This window comes from Mesorhizobium sp. LjRoot246 (genome assembly GCF_964254115.1).
Lineage (GTDB): Bacteria > Pseudomonadota > Alphaproteobacteria > Rhizobiales > Rhizobiaceae > Mesorhizobium.
The window spans coordinates 3,425,347-3,441,354 of sequence record NZ_CAXUSN020000001.1 but is presented as its reverse complement, the minus strand read 5'-3'; the positions used below and the strand labels follow the sequence as shown (position 1 = coordinate 3,441,354).

Below are 16,008 nucleotides of genomic sequence, written 5' to 3'. Positions count from 1 at the left end.
CGTCCCTCAGACCGGTTTCTTGCCGAAGACGCCGATGTATTCGGCGACGCCGCCCTTGGCGAGCGCCTTGGCCTGCTTGACCCAGTCCTCGCGTTCAATGCGGCCATGGAAAGCGAGATAACCGTCCACCCAATCGCGCTCGGCCTTCTTCCACGAAGCAACCTGCGCGAAGGTGAAGATGCCGAGCGTATGCAGGATGCCCTCAATCTTGGGACCAACGCCCGAGATCAGCTTGAGGTCGTCGACCAGCGCCGGCCTGTCGATGCCGGCCGGACGGTTCTTGTCATCGAGCGACGGTTTGGCCGGCTTGGCGGCCTTGGCGACCGGTACCTTGACCTCCGGCGCCTTGAAGGCGGATGCCGGCTCGGCCTTGGTCTTGGGACCGCTGCGCTGCTTGGAAACCTGCTCGACTTCGGGGTCCGCCTTGTTGGCATTGGCGGCCGAATGCAGCGGGGCGGCAACGCTCGCCGCCTTTTCAACCGCCGGCGCGACCTTGGTCTTTGAGGGCGTCTTCAATGCCGGGCTGGTTTCAAGGGCGTCGGTCTTCGGCTTGCTGGCTTTGGACGGCGCGACAGGGGCCGGTGCTGGCACGGCCGTGGCGATGATCGCATCCGGCGCCGCCCTGGCGGCTTTGGCTGCTTCCCTGGCTTCCCTTTCGCGGGTCGACTTGAGGATCGCCTTTTCGCTCTTCAGCGTGGTGAGGCCGGAGGCCGGCTCCGAGCCGGTGCGGCCGTTCTGCGGTCCCGGAGCCACCGAGGCGCCCTTGCCCGCGTCATAAAGATCGATGATTTCGGCCAGGCGTTCCGGCGTCAGGTCCTCGAACGTGTCCTTGAAGATCATCACCATCGGCGCGTTGACGCAGGCGCCGAGGCATTCGACCTCTTCCCACGACAAGGTGCCCTTGTCGTTGGTGTGGAACTGGTCGTGATGGATTTTGGAGCGGCAGACATCCATCAGCGCTTCCGAGCCGCGCAGCATGCAGGGCGTGGTGCCGCAGACCTGGATATGCGCACGCGTACCGACCGGGTTCAACTGGTACTGGGTGTAGAAGGTCGCGACCTCGAGGCCGCGGATACGCGGCATGCCGAGCATGTCGGAGATCGTCTCGATCGCCGCCTTCGTCACCCAGCCTTCCTGCTCCTGCGCTATCATCAGCAAGGGAATGATCGCCGACTGTTCGCGGCCCTTCGGATACTTCTTGATCCATTGCTTCGCCGCGGCCGCATTTGCCCGGTTGAAGGCGAAGGAGGCTGGCTGGACGCTGGCTTCTGCGAGACGGCGGACTGACATTTAGCGATCGACCTCACCAAACACGATGTCGAGGGAGCCGAGAACGGCGGTGACGTCGGCCAGCATGTGGCCGCGGCAGAGGAAATCCATCGCCTGCAGATGCGCGAAGCCCGGTGCGCGCAGCTTGCAGCGGTAGGGCTTGTTGGAGCCGTCGGAGACCATGTAGACGCCGAACTCGCCCTTCGGCGCCTCGACCGCCGCATAGACCTCGCCGGCCGGCACGCGATAACCCTCGGTGTAGAGCTTGAAGTGATGGATCAGCGCTTCCATCGAGCGCTTCATCGCCTGGCGCTTGGGCGGCACCACCTTGCCGTCAAGGTTCGACACCGGGCCGGTGCTTTCCTTGCCGAGCAGGAGATCGACGCACTGGCGCATGATCTTCGCCGACTGGCGCATTTCTTCCATGCGCACGAGGTAACGGTCGAAGCAGTCGCCGTTCTTGCCGATCGGAATGTCGAAATCCATTTCCGAATAGCATTCATAGGGCTGCGACTTGCGCAGGTCCCAGGCTGCGCCCGAACCGCGCACCATGACGCCCGAAAAACCCCTGGCCCAGGCATCGGCCAGCGAAACGGTGCCGATGTCGACATTGCGTTGCTTGAAGATGCGGTTGCCGGTCAGCAGTTGATCGAGGTCGTCGATCGACTTCAGAAACGGGTCGATCCACTTGCCGATGTCCTCGACCAGCTTTTGCGGCAGGTCCTGATGGACACCACCGGGCCGGAAATAGGCCGCGTGCATGCGCGAGCCGGAGGCGCGCTCATAGAACACCATCAGCTTTTCGCGTTCGACGAAGCCCCACAGCGGCGGCGTCAGCGCGCCGACGTCCATCGCCTGCGTCGTCACATTGAGGATGTGCGACATGATGCGGCCGATTTCGCAGTAAAGCACGCGGATCAGTTGGCCGCGCTTCGGCACCTCGATGCCGAGCAGGCGCTCGGCGGCCAGCGCGAAGGCATGCTCCTGGTTCATCGGCGCGCAATAGTCGAGCCGGTCGAGATAAGGGATCGCCTGCAGGTAGGTTTTGGCCTCGATCAGCTTTTCGGTGCCGCGATGCAGCAGCCCGATATGCGGATCGACGCGATCGACCACTTCGCCGTCGAGTTCAAGAACCAACCTCAAAACGCCATGCGCCGCAGGGTGTTGAGGGCCAAAGTTGATGTTAAAATTGCGGACGGAGGTTTCAGCCATTCTGGCGCCTCTGGCGAAGAGTCAGTAGTGAGTAGTGAGTAGTGATCATCAGTCTCAATGCCTGCTTCATTCCGCCTGCTTGGCCTGCACTGTCCGGATAAGAGATCTCGTCATTTTTCCAATCTCTTCGCATCGCAGTAGCAGTTCAATCTCATTGTCTTTTCGCAGCAGACCAACCCGGCATGCCAGCAGTATGTGCGTTTCCAATTCCTTCAACGAACCCTGCGCCATGCGCAGGAATTGAACGAACGACCCTCTGTTTTCACGACCATATCCCTCTGCAATATTCGCTGCGATCGAAACCGCCGATCGGCGCATTTGCGAGGTCATGCCGTAGATCTCATCCCTCGGGAACTCTTTGGTGAGGCGGTAACAATCTTCAGCGACCGTCATCGCCGATTGCCACACCTTCAAGTCACGATAGGATTTGATCCGTTGCTCCAAGTCCTTCCCTACTCACTACTCACTACTCACTACTCACTACTCACTGTTTTGCCTTCTCGTCACCCGGCAGGACGTAATCCGTACCTTCCCACGGGGACAAAAAATCGAAATTGCGGAATTCTTGCTTGAGTTCCACAGGCTCGTAGATGACGCGCTTGGCCTCGTCGTCGTAGCGCACTTCAACGAAACCGGTCAGCGGGAAATCCTTGCGCAGCGGATGGCCTTCGAAACCGTAATCGGTCAGCAAGCGGCGAAGATCGGGATGGCCCGAGAACAGTACGCCGTAGAGATCGTAGGTCTCGCGCTCGAACCAGTCGGCGCCGGGATAGACGCCGGTGATCGACGGCACCATGGTTTCCTCGTCGGCCTGCACCTTGACGCGGATGCGCACATTCTGCTTCGGCGACAGGAGATGGTAGACGACGTCGAAGCGCTTGGCCCGCGACGGATAGTCGGCGCCGCAGACATCGATGATCGAGATGAACTGGCAGCGCGCATCGTCGCGCAGGAAGGTCATCACCTCGACCAGATCGCGCGGCTCGACATGGACGGTGAGCTCGCCATAGGCGATATCGGCATCGTTCACGCGGCCGATCAGCTTCTCGCCGAGATAGGTCGACAGTTCGCTCAGGGATGCGGTCATGGATTTACCGTTCGATCGTGCCGGTGCGGCGGATCTTCTTCTGCAGCAGAAGAATGCCGTAGAGCAGCGCTTCGGCGCTCGGCGGGCAGCCGGGCACGTAGATGTCGACCGGCACGACGCGGTCGCAGCCGCGCACCACCGAATAGGAATAGTGGTAGTAGCCGCCGCCATTGGCGCACGAGCCCATCGAGATGACGTAGCGCGGCTCCGGCATCTGGTCGTAGACCTTGCGCAGCGCCGGCGCCATCTTGTTGGTCAGCGTGCCGGCGACGATCATGATGTCGGACTGGCGCGGTGAGGCGCGTGGCGCAACGCCGAACCGCTCAGAGTCGTAACGCGGCATCGAGGTGTGGATCATCTCGACCGCGCAGCAGGCGAGGCCGAAGGTCATGAACATCAGCGAGCCGCTGCGCGCCCAGGTGATCAGCGCCTCGGTCGAGGTGACGAGAAAGCCCTTGTCGGCCAGCTCGTTGTTGATCTCAAGGAAGAACGGATCGTCCTCACCCACCGGCCTGCCGGTGCTGGGATCGATGATACCTTTGGGCTTCGGCGCGACGAGGGTGCCTGAACTGTCGTTCAATCCCATTCCAGCGCTCCTTTTTTCCATTCATAGGCAAAGCCGATGGTCAGCACCGCCAAAAAAACCATCATCGACCAGAAACCGAGCATGCCGATCTTCGAGAACGACACCGCCCACGGAAACAGGAAGGCCACTTCCAGGTCGAAGATGATGAACAGGATCGACACCAGGTAGAAACGGATGTCGAATTTCATGCGGGCGTCGTCGAACGAGTTGAAACCGCACTCGTAGGCGGAAAGCTTTTCGGGATCTGGATTGCGGTAGGCCACCAGAAAGGGTGCGGCCAGCAGCGCCAGGCCGACAACCAGCGCCACGCCTATGAACAGGACGATGGGCAGGTATGAGCTTAGAAGTGCGTTCATGCTCGGCTTTCCGTTGGCGCCAATCCACTTTGATTACAGCACCGGACCCTACTGCGGAAGCGTGACAGTTTAACCGCTGAACCGTTTTAAGGGCCTATGCTGCAACGCGGCGAGGGTTAGCGCAGCACTTCCGGCGAAGCAAGTCAAACATTGTTCAAAACACTGACCTGGACGGCATATCCAGGGAAACTGGTCCGATCCGCTCCTGTTTGATTTCCTTCGCTTTTTACTCCACTTTTCTCTCCTGACATGGTTGCCGCCAAAACCCTGCTAGCATGGGCTGGAATCACCCATCAAATCCCCTCAGAGTGACGCCTGCATGAAGGAAAAGATCTCGCTCCCGATGGCCCGGCGCATCGCGCTTGCCGCCCAAGGGTTTCTCGATCCCCGCCCAGCCGGTACGCCGGACCGCCGGCATTTTGCCCGCGTGCTGGGTCGGACCGGCCTGCTGCAGATCGATTCCGTCAGCGCGGTGGTGCGCGCTCATTATATGCCGCTCTATTCGCGCCTTGGCCCCTACCCGCTCGCTCTGCTCGACAACGCGGCCGTGACGCGCAAGCGCACGGTGTTCGAATACTGGGCGCACGAGGCCTCCTTCCTGCCGGTCGAGGCCTACCCGCTGATGCGCTGGCGCATGCAACGGGCCGAGCGCGGCGACGAAATGTATCTGGGCCTCGCCAAATGGGGCCGCGAGCACGCCACCTATATCGAAGAGATCTACCGCCAGGTCGCCGAGCGCGGCCCGATCGCCGCTTCCGCGCTCGAAGGCCAGAAAGGCTCGGGCGGCTGGTGGGGCTGGAGCCATGCCAAGCATGCCTTCGAATGGCTGTTCTGGGCCGGCCGCATCACCACGGCGCACCGCCGCGGTTTCGAGCGCTTCTATGACCTTCCCGAGCGCGTGCTGCCGCAGGCGATCCTCGATCTGCCGGTGCCTGCCGCCGAGGACGCGCACCGCGAATTGCTGCGCATTTCCGCCCGCGCCCACGGCGTGGCGACTTCAGGCGATTTGCGCGACTATTTCCGCCTGTCGCCGGCCGACATGAAGGGCCGGCTGGAGGAGCTGGTTGAAACAGGCGAGCTGTTGCCGGTGCGTGTCGAAGGCTGGGACAAGCCGGCTTATCTTCACAGGGACGCCCGTTTGCCCCGAAAAATCGGGGCACGCGCGTTGCTGGCACCGTTCGATCCGGTCGTCTTCGAGCGCTCGCGCAGCGAGCGGCTGTTCGATTTCCACTACCGCATCGAGATTTATACCCCGGCCGACAAACGGCAATATGGCTACTATGTCCTGCCGTTCCTGCTCGGCGACCGGATCGTGGCGCGCGTTGACCTCAAGGCAGACCGCCCCGCCAGCGTCCTGCGTGTCCACGCCGCTTACGCCGAAGCCGGCGCGCCATCGGAGACCGCCGCGGAACTCTTCGAGGAATTGAAACAGATGCAGGGCTGGCTCGGCCTTGAACGCATCGAAGTGACCCCGGCCGGCGATCTGGGTCCGGCGCTGGCCGACATCGCCGTGTCGTAAGCTCGCGTTGACACCGCCGCCCGCAAAAGCCTAAATCCGTACCAGACGGTCTCTTCTCTTCAACGAGAGGAGCTAAGAGGGAATGCGGTGCGGGATATCTGTCCCAAATCCGCGGCTGTCCCCGCAACTGTAAGCGAAGAGCCAAGGCCGAAAGCCACTGGGAATTCCCGGGAAGGCGGCTACCCAAGGCGATGACTCGCGAGCCAGGAGACCTGCCGTCTGCGACTGTAGAATCCGATCGCCCGGCGGGTTTCCGGGCAAGGAGCCCGATCTTTGGACCACGACAGCAGTTTTTCGGCTGGCACAGCGGATATCTCATCCGGTCATAGTGATGCCTTGGCCGGCGTCACGGTGATCGTCTGCGCCTCCTGCCGCGATGAAACAGGCTCCGACGCCCATCCCCGCGCCGGCGAACTGCTGGCGGACGACACGCGCCGCGCCGCATGCGGCGACAATATTCGTATCCGCAGCGTCGAATGCCTCGGCAATTGCAAGCGGCGGCTCAGCGCCGCCATCCTGCGCGACGGCTGCTGGAGCTATGTCTTCGGCGACCTGACCGCGACCAGCGGCGCCGACCTCGTCACCGGCGCCAAACTCTTCGCCACCTCCACCGATGGTCTCATTCCCTGGCGTGGCCGTCCCGATAGCCTGAAGCGTGGCCTCGTTGCCCGCATCCCTCCCCTCGACCTGTTGAAGGACTGACCATGACCGCTTCCGTATCCCGCGTTCCCTGTACCGTCGTCACCGGTTTTCTCGGCGCCGGCAAGACGACGCTGGTCCGCCATCTCCTGGAAAATGCCGGTGGCAAGCGTATTGCGATCATCGTCAACGAGTTCGGCGACATCGGTATCGATGGCGAGATCCTCAAGGGCTGCGGCATCGACACCTGCCCCGAGGAAAACATCGTCGAACTGGCCAATGGCTGCATCTGCTGCACCGTCGCCGACGATTTCGTGCCGGCACTCGACAAGATCCTCGCGTTGACGCCGAGGGTCGACCATATCCTGATCGAGACCTCGGGCCTGGCGCTGCCCAAGCCGCTGGTACAGGCCTTTCAGTGGCCGACGGTCAAAAGCCGGGTCACGGTCGATGGCGTCATCGCAGTGGTTGACGGGCCGGCATTGGCCGAGGGTCGCGTCGCCAATGACATGGACGCCCTGCAGGCGCAGCGCGCCGAGGACCAGACGCTTGACCACGACGACCCGGTGGAAGAGGTGTTCGAGGACCAGATCGCCTGCGCCGACCTGATCATCCTGTCGAAGAGCGATTTGATGGACGCCGCCGGCTCGGCTCGCGCCAATGCCATCATTGGCGAACACTCCGCCCGCGCGGTGAAGATCGTGCCGACCTCGCATGGCAAGGTCGATCCCTCGATGCTGCTGGGGCTTGGTCTCGCCGTCGAGGACGACATCGAGAACCGCAAGTCGCATCATGACGGCGCATTCGACCATGAGCATGACGACTTCGACACGTTCATCGTCGACATTGCCTCGATCGCCAATCCGGACGAGCTGGCGAAGCGTGTCGCCACGGTCGCCGAGGAAGAGAACGTGCTGCGCGTAAAAGGCTTCGTGGAAGTCGGCGGCAAGCCGATGCGGCTTTTGCTGCAGGCCGTTGGGCCGCGCGTCAATCACTATTACGACCGCGCCTGGACCGCCACCGACGACCGCCGCTCGCGCCTCGTCGTCATCGGCCTCAAGGGGCTGAACCGCCCGGCGATCGAGCGTATACTCGCCGGCTGATTTCGGACACGGGTTGCGATGCACATCCTCACCACGACATCCGCCTCGCTCGACGACCTCGCCGAGCCAGTCGATCTGCGGCAGACGCCGGCGGATATCGTGGCGCTGTCCTTCACCGACAGCGATCTCGCCGGACTGGCGGCGGCATGGAAGGCCGATGCCGGCCGCCTGCCCTCGATGCGACTCGCCGCCCTACGGGACCTGCGCCATCCGATGTCCGTCGACCTCTGGGTCGACAGCGTCGCTCGTCACGCCAAGATCATCCTCGTGCGCATCCTCGGCGGCTACGACTGGTGGCGCTACGGCTGCGACCAGCTTGCCTCGACCGCCCGCGAGCGTGGCATAAAGCTGGCCCTGCTGCCCGGCGAATGCCGCGACGAGGATCTGCGCCTGATCGAAGCCTCGACGCTGCCGCGCGAGGAGTTGGATGGCCTGCTCGACTATTTCCGCGAAGGCGGCCCGGCGAATATGAGCGCGCTGGTGCGGAGATTGGCAAGGTTAGCGGGACAGGATGAGGCCGTTGTCGAGCCGGTGGCGGTGCCGAAAGCTGGTTACTATGTGCCTGGATGTGGAGTTGTGGAGAAGCCGGACTTATCGAATGCTGGCGTTCCGTCACACCCCCCTCTGTCCTGCCGGACATCTCCCCCGCAAGGGGGGAGATCGGCCTTCATCAAGGCCGGCTCGTCTTCTGCGTCTTCTGCGTCGTCAGAACTAAGCAGATCACTGACCTCGACGATTGGCGAAACCGTAGATGACCAAGCAATCTCCCCCCTTGCGGGGGGTGAGGAGTGGTCCGCGCAGCGGACGGAAAGCCAATTGCTTGGCTTTCCGAACGACGAACGCCCGGAGCGACAGCGAAGGGCCGGGTCCGGCAGGACAGAGGGGGGTGTGACGGAACTCGACGCTGACGACATCAACGCTCCTATCGTGCCGATCCTCTTCTACCGTTCGATGCTTCTAGCCGCCGATGTCGCCCCAATTGACGCCCTTTTTGAAGCACTCAGCCAGCGCGGCATCAACCCGGTCCCCATCTTCGTCTCCAGCCTCAAGGACCCCTCCTCCCTGGCGTTCGTGGAATCGGCACTGGCATCGCTGAAACCCGCCGCCATCATCACCGCAACCGCTTTCGCGTCCGGCGCCGAACCCGGCATTGAAACCCTGTTCGACCGCGCCGGCGTGCCCGTCTTCCAGGTCATCGTCGCCACCACCCGCCGCGACATCTGGGAAAACAACCAGCGCGGACTGGCGCCCGCCGACCTTGCCATGCATGTCGTGCTGCCCGAACTCGACGGCCGCATCCTCGCCGGCGCCATTTCCTTCAAGGGCGAGAGCGAGACCGATCCCGCACTTGGCCACCGCGCCTTCGCCAACCGGCCGGAGCCGGATCGTGTCGCGCAAGTGGCTGACCGCATCGCGGCCTTCATCCGCCTGCAGGAGACGCCCCGCGCCGGGCGCAAGCTCGCCATCCTTATCCCGGATTATCCGAGCGCGCCGGGTCGAACCGGCTACGCCGTCGGTCTTGATGTCCCGTCCAGCGTGTTGGCCATGCTGCATGACCTCAGGGAACAGGGCTATGTGGTTGAGGGGATTCCGCGGACGCCGCGGGCGTTGCTGGATTTGCTGGAGCGGAGTGGCGACGGGCTGGGGCTGGACGATTATCTCGCTCTTTCGACGGAATTGCCGACAGGTGCAATTGCTGCAGTCGAGGCGGCATGGGGTAAGGCAGAAGACGAAACAGGTTTGCGCGAGGCGCCCCCCTCTGTCCTGCCGGACATCTCCCCCTCAGAGGGGGAGATTGGGCTGCCATCTGCGCTTTCGCCAATCTCCAACGATGCGAGAGGGAGCGATGCGCTGAAGCTGCCAATCTCCCCCCTTGAGGGGGAGATGTCCGGCAGGACAGAGGGGGGCGCCTCGCACCGAAGCTTCCCCTTCCGCGCCGCCACCTTCGGCAACGTCACCGTAGCCCTCGCCCCCGACCGCGGCCGCTCGGCCGACCGCCGCGCCGATTACCACGACCCGACACTCCCACCGCGCCATGCGCTCATCGCCTTCGGCCTGTGGCTGCGCAAATCGCTCGGCGTCCATGCGCTGGTCCATGTCGGCGCCCACGGCACGCTGGAGTGGCTGCCGGGCAAAACCGTTGCGCTGTCGGAAAACTGCTTTCCCGAGATCGTCACAGGTCCGCTGCCCGTCATCTATCCCTTCATCGTCTCCAACCCCGGCGAAGCGGCGCAGGCCAAGCGGCGCATCGCCGCCGTCACGCTTGGCCATTTGCCGCCGCCGCTGACCGGTGCCGGGCTCGACGAAAACCAACACAAGCTCGAGCGGCTGGTCGACGAATATGCCCAGGCCGACGGGCTCGACCGTCGCCGCCGCGACCGGCTGGCCAAGCTGATCGTCGACACGGCGCAGAAGACCGGCCTCGCCACCGAAGCCGGCGTCGCCAGGACCGACGCGCCGGATGAAGCGCTGCGCCGCATCGATGCCTGGCTCTGCGACCTCAAGGATTTCGCCATCAAGGACGGGCTGCACATCTATGGCCGCGCCCCGGAGGAAGAGCCCGACGCCATGCGCCGCCGGAGCGCCGACGCAGAGAAGGCGGCGCTGCTCGCGGCGCTCGATGGACGTCACGTGAAGGCAGGTCCGGCCGGCGCGCCCGCGCGGGGTCGCTCGGACGTGCTGCCCACCGGCCGCAATCTGTTCACCTCGGACCCGCGCACCATGCCGACGCCGACTGCCTATGACCTAGGCAAGGCCGCGGCGGAGGAAGTCGTGCGCGGCTATATGCAATCGCATGGCGACTGGCCGCGCTCGCTGGTCATCGATCTCTGGGGTTCGGCCTCGCTGCGCACCGGCGGCGAAGAGATCGCGCAAGGGTTGGCGCTGATGGGCTGCCGGCCGCAATGGGATGCTGCGACCGGCCGCATCACCGGCATCGGGGTGCTGCCGCCGGCAACGCTCGGCCGCCCACGCGTCGACGTCACCTGGCGCATATCAGGCCTGTTCCGCGACATGTTCCCGACCCAAATTGCGCTGATCGATGCCGCCGCCAACGCGGTTGCCGCCCGCGACGAGGACGATACGGAAAACCCGCTCGCTGCCAAAACCCGCACTGACGGCAAGGTCAGCCCGCGCATCTTCGGCACCTCGCCCGGCACGTACGGCGCCGGCGTCGAGGACCTCATGTCCTCCGGCGACTGGAGCGCGCGCGAAGAAATCGGCCGCGCCTATCTGGACGCCACCTCGCATGCCTATGGCGGCGCTGACGGCGAAGGCGTCTCCGCGCCCGGCGCCTTCGAGGGCCGCATCGCCGAGGCCGATCTTCTCATCCACACCGGCGACGACCCCGGCCGCGACATTCTCGAGGGCTCCGCCGACGTCGCCTTCATCGGCGGCTTTTCGGCCGCCTTGGCAACTCTCGGCAGAAATGCCGATGTCATCGTGCTCGACACCACGGATCCGCAAAAGCCGAAGGCGCGTTCGATCAGTGAGGCGGTGGCCCGCGTCGTGCGCGCCCGCGCCGTCAATCCACGCTTCATATCAGGGCAAATGCGCCACGGCCCGCGCGGCGCCTCCGAATTCGCCGAGACAGTCGACCGGCTGGTCGGCTTTGCCGAAACCACGCATGCCATTTCGGGAGCGCTGATCGAGGCGGTTCATGATGCCTATGTCGGCGATCCGGCTGTCCGCGCCTTCATACTGCACGAGAATCCTGCCGCTGCGAAGGTGATTGCAGAGCGCTTCCTGTCGGCGCGCCGGCGTGGCCTCTGGCACCCCTTGCGCAATTCCATCGACGACGATCTCGCAGCCCTGATTGCCGAAGCAGAAGCGCTTGGGGTGGCGGCATGAACGCCTTCTCGCGTCGCGGCGCCTGCCCGGCCCTGTCGGCGCCTATGCAGACCGGCGACGGCCTGCTGGTGCGGCTCAACCCTGTCGCTGGAGGCCCATCTTCTGGAGGATTGTCGCCAAAGTCGTTGATCGGGATAGCGGAATCCGCTTTGCGTCACGGCAACGGCATCATGGAAGTCACCGCGCGCGGCAGCCTCCAGATACGCGGGCTGACGGTGGACAGCGCGGCGCTGCTGGCGGCGGAGGTCGATGCGCTGGGTATTGCGGTGCGCACCGGCGTTCCGGTCGAGACCGGTCCGCTGGCCGGCATCGATCCGCAAGAGATTGCCGATCCCCGGCCGCTGGCTGAGCGGATCAGGGCGGCGGTCGAAGAGGCTGGGCTGACGCAACGGCTCGGGCCGAAGGTGTCGGTCGTGGTCGATGGCTGCGGGCAGCTCACGATGGATTCGGTGACGGCCGATGTGCGGCTGGCTGCAACGCGGCCCGATGCGGGAATCCAATGGCGGGTGTCTGTCGCGGGTGATGGGTGGAATGCGAGGCCGCTGGTCCTTGCCGATGAAGGTGCGGCTCGCGATATCGCCGTCGCTGCTCTGAGGATGATTGCCGAGAAAAGCCGTGAGGCTCACGCAAGGGATCTGTCGGAGAGGCAATTAATATCTCTCGAAGGTTGGCATTCTGTGGCGCCCCCCTCTGTCCTGCCGGACATCTCCCCCTCTAGGGGGGAGATTGGCAGCTTCACCGCAGGCTCTCCTCTTGCAGCATCGAGAATTGGCGAACGCGGCTCTCCGAGCGCAATCTCCCCCCTTGAGGGGGAGATGTCCGGCAGGACAGAGGGGGGCGTCGTAGAGCACTCTCGCCGGCCAATTGGCTTCTTCAGTGTAAGCCACGCCACCGCCCTCGGCATCGCTCTCCCCTACGGCAGCATGCCAGCAGACAAAATCATCAGCCTCGCCCAAAGCGCCCTCACCCTCGGCACAACCGAAATCCGCCTCGCCCCCGGCCGTGCCCTGCTCTTCCTCGGTCAGCCACCGGCAGCCAGCCAGCCCCTCCAGCACACCGCCGCCACCCTCGGCTTCGTGACCTCCCCCGCCGACCCGCGCACGCGCATTGCCGCTTGCCCGGGCACACCAGCCTGCGCCTCCGGCTGGATCGCCACGCGCGACATTGCCGAGGCGATTGCCGCTGAAAACGCCGACAGTCTCGACTTCACCCTGCACATTTCCGGCTGCGCCAAGGGCTGCGCCCACCCCGGCCCGGCTGCACTCACAGTGGTCGGCGGCGAAAACGGAGCCGGACTTGTCGTGAACGCGACGGCAAAGGCCCTTCCTGCCGGCTACAGGCCGGGCTATGACGCCGCGCGCGGCATCGGCCGCGTCGCGGCGATGATCCGCAACGCACGATATCAGGGCGAAACCGCCGCCGCTTGCCTGACAAGGCTCGGGCCGGCCGGCATCGCCGAGGCTTACCGACAGGCCCAAACTGAAAAACGGAAATGAGCATGGCCGCCTACGACTATATCCATGACGGCACGGCGATCTACGAGCGCTCCTTCGCCATCATTCGTGCCGAGGCCGATCTTTCGCGCTTCTCCGAAGCCGAGGCCGATGTCGCCATCCGCATGATCCATGCCTGCGGGCAGGTCGAAGCATCAACGCATTTTGTCTTCTCCAGCGATTTCGTTGCCGCCGCGCGCGCCGCTTTGGCGGCTGGCGCGCCGATTTTCTGCGACGCGGAAATGGTCTCGCATGGCGTCACGCGCGCCAGGCTGCCGGCCGGCAATGAGGTGATCTGCACCTTGCGCGACCCGCGCACGCACGACATCGCCAGGCAGATCGGCAACACCCGTTCGGCCGCCGCGATCGATCTGTGGGGCGAGCGCATGGCCGGCTCGGTGGTCGCCATCGGCAATGCGCCGACCGCGCTGTTCTATCTCCTGGAAAAACTGCGCGACGGCGCGCCGAAGCCTGCGGCCATCATCGGCATGCCGGTCGGCTTCGTCGGCGCGGCCGAATCCAAGGACGCGCTGGCCGAGAATTCCTACGGCGTGCCCTATGCCATCGTGCGCGGCAGGCTTGGCGGCAGCGCCATGACCGCAGCCGCGCTCAATTCATTGGCGAGGCCCGGCCTGTGAACGCCCTTCTCAAAGGTCGTCTCGTCGGCGTCGGCACCGGTCCCGGCGACCCCGAGCTATTGACGCTGAAAGCCGCGCGGGCCTTGGCGGAAGCCGATGTCGTGGCCTATTTCGCCAAGCGCGGCAACAACAGCAATGCGCGCGCCATCGTCGAAGCGCAGTTCCGGCCCGAAATGACGGAACTGCCGCTGCTCTATCCCGTCACCACCGAAATCGACAAGGATCACGACGACTACCGTTCGCAGATCACGGCTTTCTACGAGGAGTCGGCCGAGAAGGTCGCCGAACATCTTGAGGCAGGCAAAATGGTTGCCGTGCTATCCGAGGGCGACCCGCTGTTCTACGGCTCCTACATGCATCTGCATGTCCGCCTCGCCCATCGCTTCCCCACCGAAGTCATTCCCGGCGTCACCGCCATGTCCGGCTGCTGGTCGCAGACTGGTATTCCGATCGTCCAGGGTGACGACGTGCTGACGGTGCTGCCCGGCACGATGAGCGAGTTCGAGCTGACCCGCCGGCTGGCCGACACCGATGCTGCCGTCATCATGAAGGTTGGACGCAACCTGCCCAAGATCAGGCGGGCGCTGGAAGCTACGGCCAAGCTGTCGCGCGCCGTCTATGTCGAGCGTGGCACCATGGCCGGCAGCGTGTCGATGAAGCTTGCCGACAAACAGGACGACAAGGCGCCCTACTTCGCCATCGTGTTGGTCGCCGGCTGGTCCGGCCGCCCCGGAACCCTGGGAGCGCAAGCATGAGCGGGCGTCTCACCGTCATCGGGCTTGGCCCCGGCAATGCCGATCAGGTCACGCCGGAAGCCAGCCGAGCCGTCGCCGAGGCAAAATTCTTTTACGGCTACAAACCCTATCTCGACCGGCTGGAATTGCGCCCGGATCAGACCCGCGTCGCTTCCGACAACCGCGAGGAGCTCGCCCGCTCCAAGGACGCATTGGTCAAAGCCGCCGAGGGCCATGACGTTGCCGTGGTCTCCGGCGGCGATCCCGGCGTTTTCGCCATGGCGGCGGCCGTCTGCGAGGCGATCGAGGCCGGTCCGGCCGAATGGCATGCGGTCGATGTCACTGTGGTGCCCGGCATCACCGCCATGCTTGCCGTCGCCGCCCGCATCGGCGCGCCGCTCGGCCATGATTTCTGCGCCATCTCGCTTTCCGACAATCTGAAGCCGTGGGATCTGATCGAACTGCGCCTGCTGGCGGCGGCCGGCGCCGGCTTCGTCATCGCGCTCTACAACCCGATCAGCAAGGCACGCCCCTGGCAGCTTGGCCGCGCCTTCGAATGCCTGACCGCGATCCTGCCCGGCACCACGCCGGTGATTTTCGGCCGCGCCGCCGGCCGCCCGGACGAGCGCATCGAGGTCACTCTGCTGGCCGATGTCGAGGCAGAGAAGGCCGACATGGCAACCTGCATTATCATCGGCTCGCCGGAAACCCGGATCATCAAGCGCGCAGAGAAGCCGGCGCTGGTTTACACGCCGCGTTCGTCGACGGGACGGACAAAATGATCGACCCCAAGCTGATCAACGATGGAGGCCAGCGCTTCGACCGTTTCAGCCGAGGGCACATCCGGCAGATCAGGCCTGCGGATCATGACCACCTCGATGCCAAGCCCCCTTGCCGCGGCAATCTTGCCGTAGGTTGCTTCGCCGCCGCTGTTCTTGGACACGACGACATCGATGCGATGCTTTTCGAGCAGCGCGCGCTCTTCCGCCTCTCGAAACGGCCCTCGGGCCAGAAGATAGCTCGCATCCGGCACGGCCAGCTTGGGCTCGACCGGATCGACGCTGCGGATGAGATAATGATGCTGCGGTGCTGCCTCGAAAGCAGCGACCTCTTGCCGGCCAAGAGCCAGAAAAACGCGGCGCCGCGCCGGTCCAAGCGCTTGCGCGGCATCGCCGGATGTATCGACCTGCGTCCAGCGGTCGCCCTCGACAGGCTCCCAGCCGGGGCGCCGCAGGGCAAGGATCGGCACGCCGGCCATACGGGCGGCTTGCGCCGCATTGGCGGAGATTTGTGCCGCATAGGGATGCGTGGCGTCAATCAGCAAGTCGGTGCCCGTCTTGCTGAGATAAGCGGCCAGCCCATCGGCACCGCCAAAGCCTCCGCTTCGCACTGGCACGCCTTGTGCAACCGGGCTTTCGGTGCGGCCGGCCAGCGACAGCATGACCGAGGCACGCGCCGCCAGTTTTCCGGCCAGTTGCCGGGCTTCGGTGGTGCCGCCGAGGATCAGAATACGGTGGGTCATC

General features: G+C 64.5%; 15 protein-coding genes and 1 riboswitch. Of the genes, 8 read left to right on the top strand and 7 right to left on the bottom strand.

Translation table 11 applies throughout. The features are described 5' to 3' along the window. Nucleotides 1-6: 6 nt before the first annotated feature. The 6 genes from ACSQ3L_RS16645 to ACSQ3L_RS16620 all read right to left on the bottom strand — a co-directional run bounded on the left by ACSQ3L_RS16645 (nucleotide 7) and on the right by ACSQ3L_RS16620 (nucleotide 4,510). Nucleotides 7-1,290: an NADH-quinone oxidoreductase subunit E gene (locus tag ACSQ3L_RS16645; protein ID WP_436160946.1), complete on the bottom strand. Its 1,284-nt coding sequence runs from the start codon at nucleotides 1,288-1,290 to the stop codon at nucleotides 7-9. Continuing rightward, nucleotides 1,291-2,481 (bottom strand): NADH-quinone oxidoreductase subunit D, encoded by a 1,191-nt coding sequence (locus ACSQ3L_RS16640; protein WP_436160945.1) that lies wholly within the window; start codon nucleotides 2,479-2,481, stop codon nucleotides 1,291-1,293. Between the two features lie 66 nt (nucleotides 2,482-2,547). After that, nucleotides 2,548-2,925, bottom strand: a complete 378-nt coding sequence (locus ACSQ3L_RS16635; protein ID WP_436160944.1) for a four helix bundle protein — start codon at nucleotides 2,923-2,925, stop codon at nucleotides 2,548-2,550. A 40-nt stretch (nucleotides 2,926-2,965) separates the two neighbouring features. After that, nucleotides 2,966-3,568, bottom strand: a complete 603-nt coding sequence (locus ACSQ3L_RS16630) for an NADH-quinone oxidoreductase subunit C (protein WP_436160943.1) — start codon at nucleotides 3,566-3,568, stop codon at nucleotides 2,966-2,968. Nucleotides 3,569-3,572: 4 nt separating this feature from the next. Next, nucleotides 3,573-4,154 carry a NuoB/complex I 20 kDa subunit family protein gene (locus ACSQ3L_RS16625; protein ID WP_292182649.1) on the bottom strand — a complete coding sequence of 194 codons (582 nt, stop codon included), beginning with the start codon at nucleotides 4,152-4,154 and terminating at the stop codon, nucleotides 3,573-3,575. Next, entirely contained in the window at nucleotides 4,145-4,510 is a 366-nt protein-coding gene (locus ACSQ3L_RS16620; RefSeq protein ID WP_010910112.1) for an NADH-quinone oxidoreductase subunit A, read from the bottom strand. Before ACSQ3L_RS16620 ends, ACSQ3L_RS16625 begins: the two co-directional genes overlap by 10 nt. 319 nt (nucleotides 4,511-4,829) lie before the next feature. Between ACSQ3L_RS16620 and ACSQ3L_RS16615 the strand changes: the two genes are divergently transcribed. From ACSQ3L_RS16615 to ACSQ3L_RS16580, 8 genes are all read left to right on the top strand, one after another. Continuing rightward, nucleotides 4,830-6,029 carry a winged helix-turn-helix domain-containing protein gene (locus ACSQ3L_RS16615; RefSeq protein ID WP_436160942.1) on the top strand — a complete coding sequence of 400 codons (1,200 nt, stop codon included), beginning with the start codon at nucleotides 4,830-4,832 and terminating at the stop codon, nucleotides 6,027-6,029. Between the two features lie 29 nt (nucleotides 6,030-6,058). Then, nucleotides 6,059-6,263, top strand: a riboswitch (cobalamin riboswitch). Between the two features lie 39 nt (nucleotides 6,264-6,302). Beyond that, complete coding sequence (locus ACSQ3L_RS16610; RefSeq protein WP_436160941.1) at nucleotides 6,303-6,731, top strand: DUF1636 family protein; 429 nt, start codon at nucleotides 6,303-6,305, stop codon at nucleotides 6,729-6,731. Between the two features lie 2 nt (nucleotides 6,732-6,733). Beyond that, nucleotides 6,734-7,771, top strand: a complete 1,038-nt coding sequence (gene cobW / locus ACSQ3L_RS16605; RefSeq protein ID WP_436160940.1) for a cobalamin biosynthesis protein CobW — start codon at nucleotides 6,734-6,736, stop codon at nucleotides 7,769-7,771. A gap of 18 nt (nucleotides 7,772-7,789) precedes the next feature. After that, nucleotides 7,790-11,620, top strand: a complete 3,831-nt coding sequence (locus ACSQ3L_RS16600) for a cobaltochelatase subunit CobN (RefSeq protein ID WP_436160939.1) — start codon at nucleotides 7,790-7,792, stop codon at nucleotides 11,618-11,620. Then, complete coding sequence (cobG, locus tag ACSQ3L_RS16595; RefSeq protein WP_436160938.1) at nucleotides 11,617-13,116, top strand: precorrin-3B synthase; 1,500 nt, start codon at nucleotides 11,617-11,619, stop codon at nucleotides 13,114-13,116. Before ACSQ3L_RS16600 ends, cobG begins: the two co-directional genes overlap by 4 nt. 2 nt (nucleotides 13,117-13,118) lie before the next feature. After that, nucleotides 13,119-13,751: a precorrin-8X methylmutase gene (locus tag ACSQ3L_RS16590; RefSeq protein ID WP_436160937.1), complete on the top strand. Its 633-nt coding sequence runs from the start codon at nucleotides 13,119-13,121 to the stop codon at nucleotides 13,749-13,751. Continuing rightward, nucleotides 13,748-14,506 (top strand): precorrin-2 C(20)-methyltransferase, encoded by a 759-nt coding sequence (locus ACSQ3L_RS16585; RefSeq protein WP_436160936.1) that lies wholly within the window; start codon nucleotides 13,748-13,750, stop codon nucleotides 14,504-14,506. The genes ACSQ3L_RS16590 and ACSQ3L_RS16585 overlap by 4 nt, the downstream gene beginning before the upstream one ends. Next, on the top strand, nucleotides 14,503-15,267 hold the full coding sequence (locus ACSQ3L_RS16580) for a precorrin-3B C(17)-methyltransferase (RefSeq protein WP_436160935.1): 765 nt from the start codon (nucleotides 14,503-14,505) through the stop codon (nucleotides 15,265-15,267). The genes ACSQ3L_RS16585 and ACSQ3L_RS16580 overlap by 4 nt, the downstream gene beginning before the upstream one ends. Here ACSQ3L_RS16580 and ACSQ3L_RS16575 read toward each other — a convergent pair. Then, the gene (locus ACSQ3L_RS16575) at nucleotides 15,231-16,007 is read right to left on the bottom strand and encodes a cobalt-precorrin-6A reductase (protein ID WP_436160934.1); all 777 of its coding nucleotides are present in this window, start codon (nucleotides 16,005-16,007) and stop codon (nucleotides 15,231-15,233) included. The two genes, ACSQ3L_RS16580 and ACSQ3L_RS16575, sit on opposite strands and share 37 nt — an antisense overlap. Nucleotide 16,008: the final 1 nt, after the last annotated feature.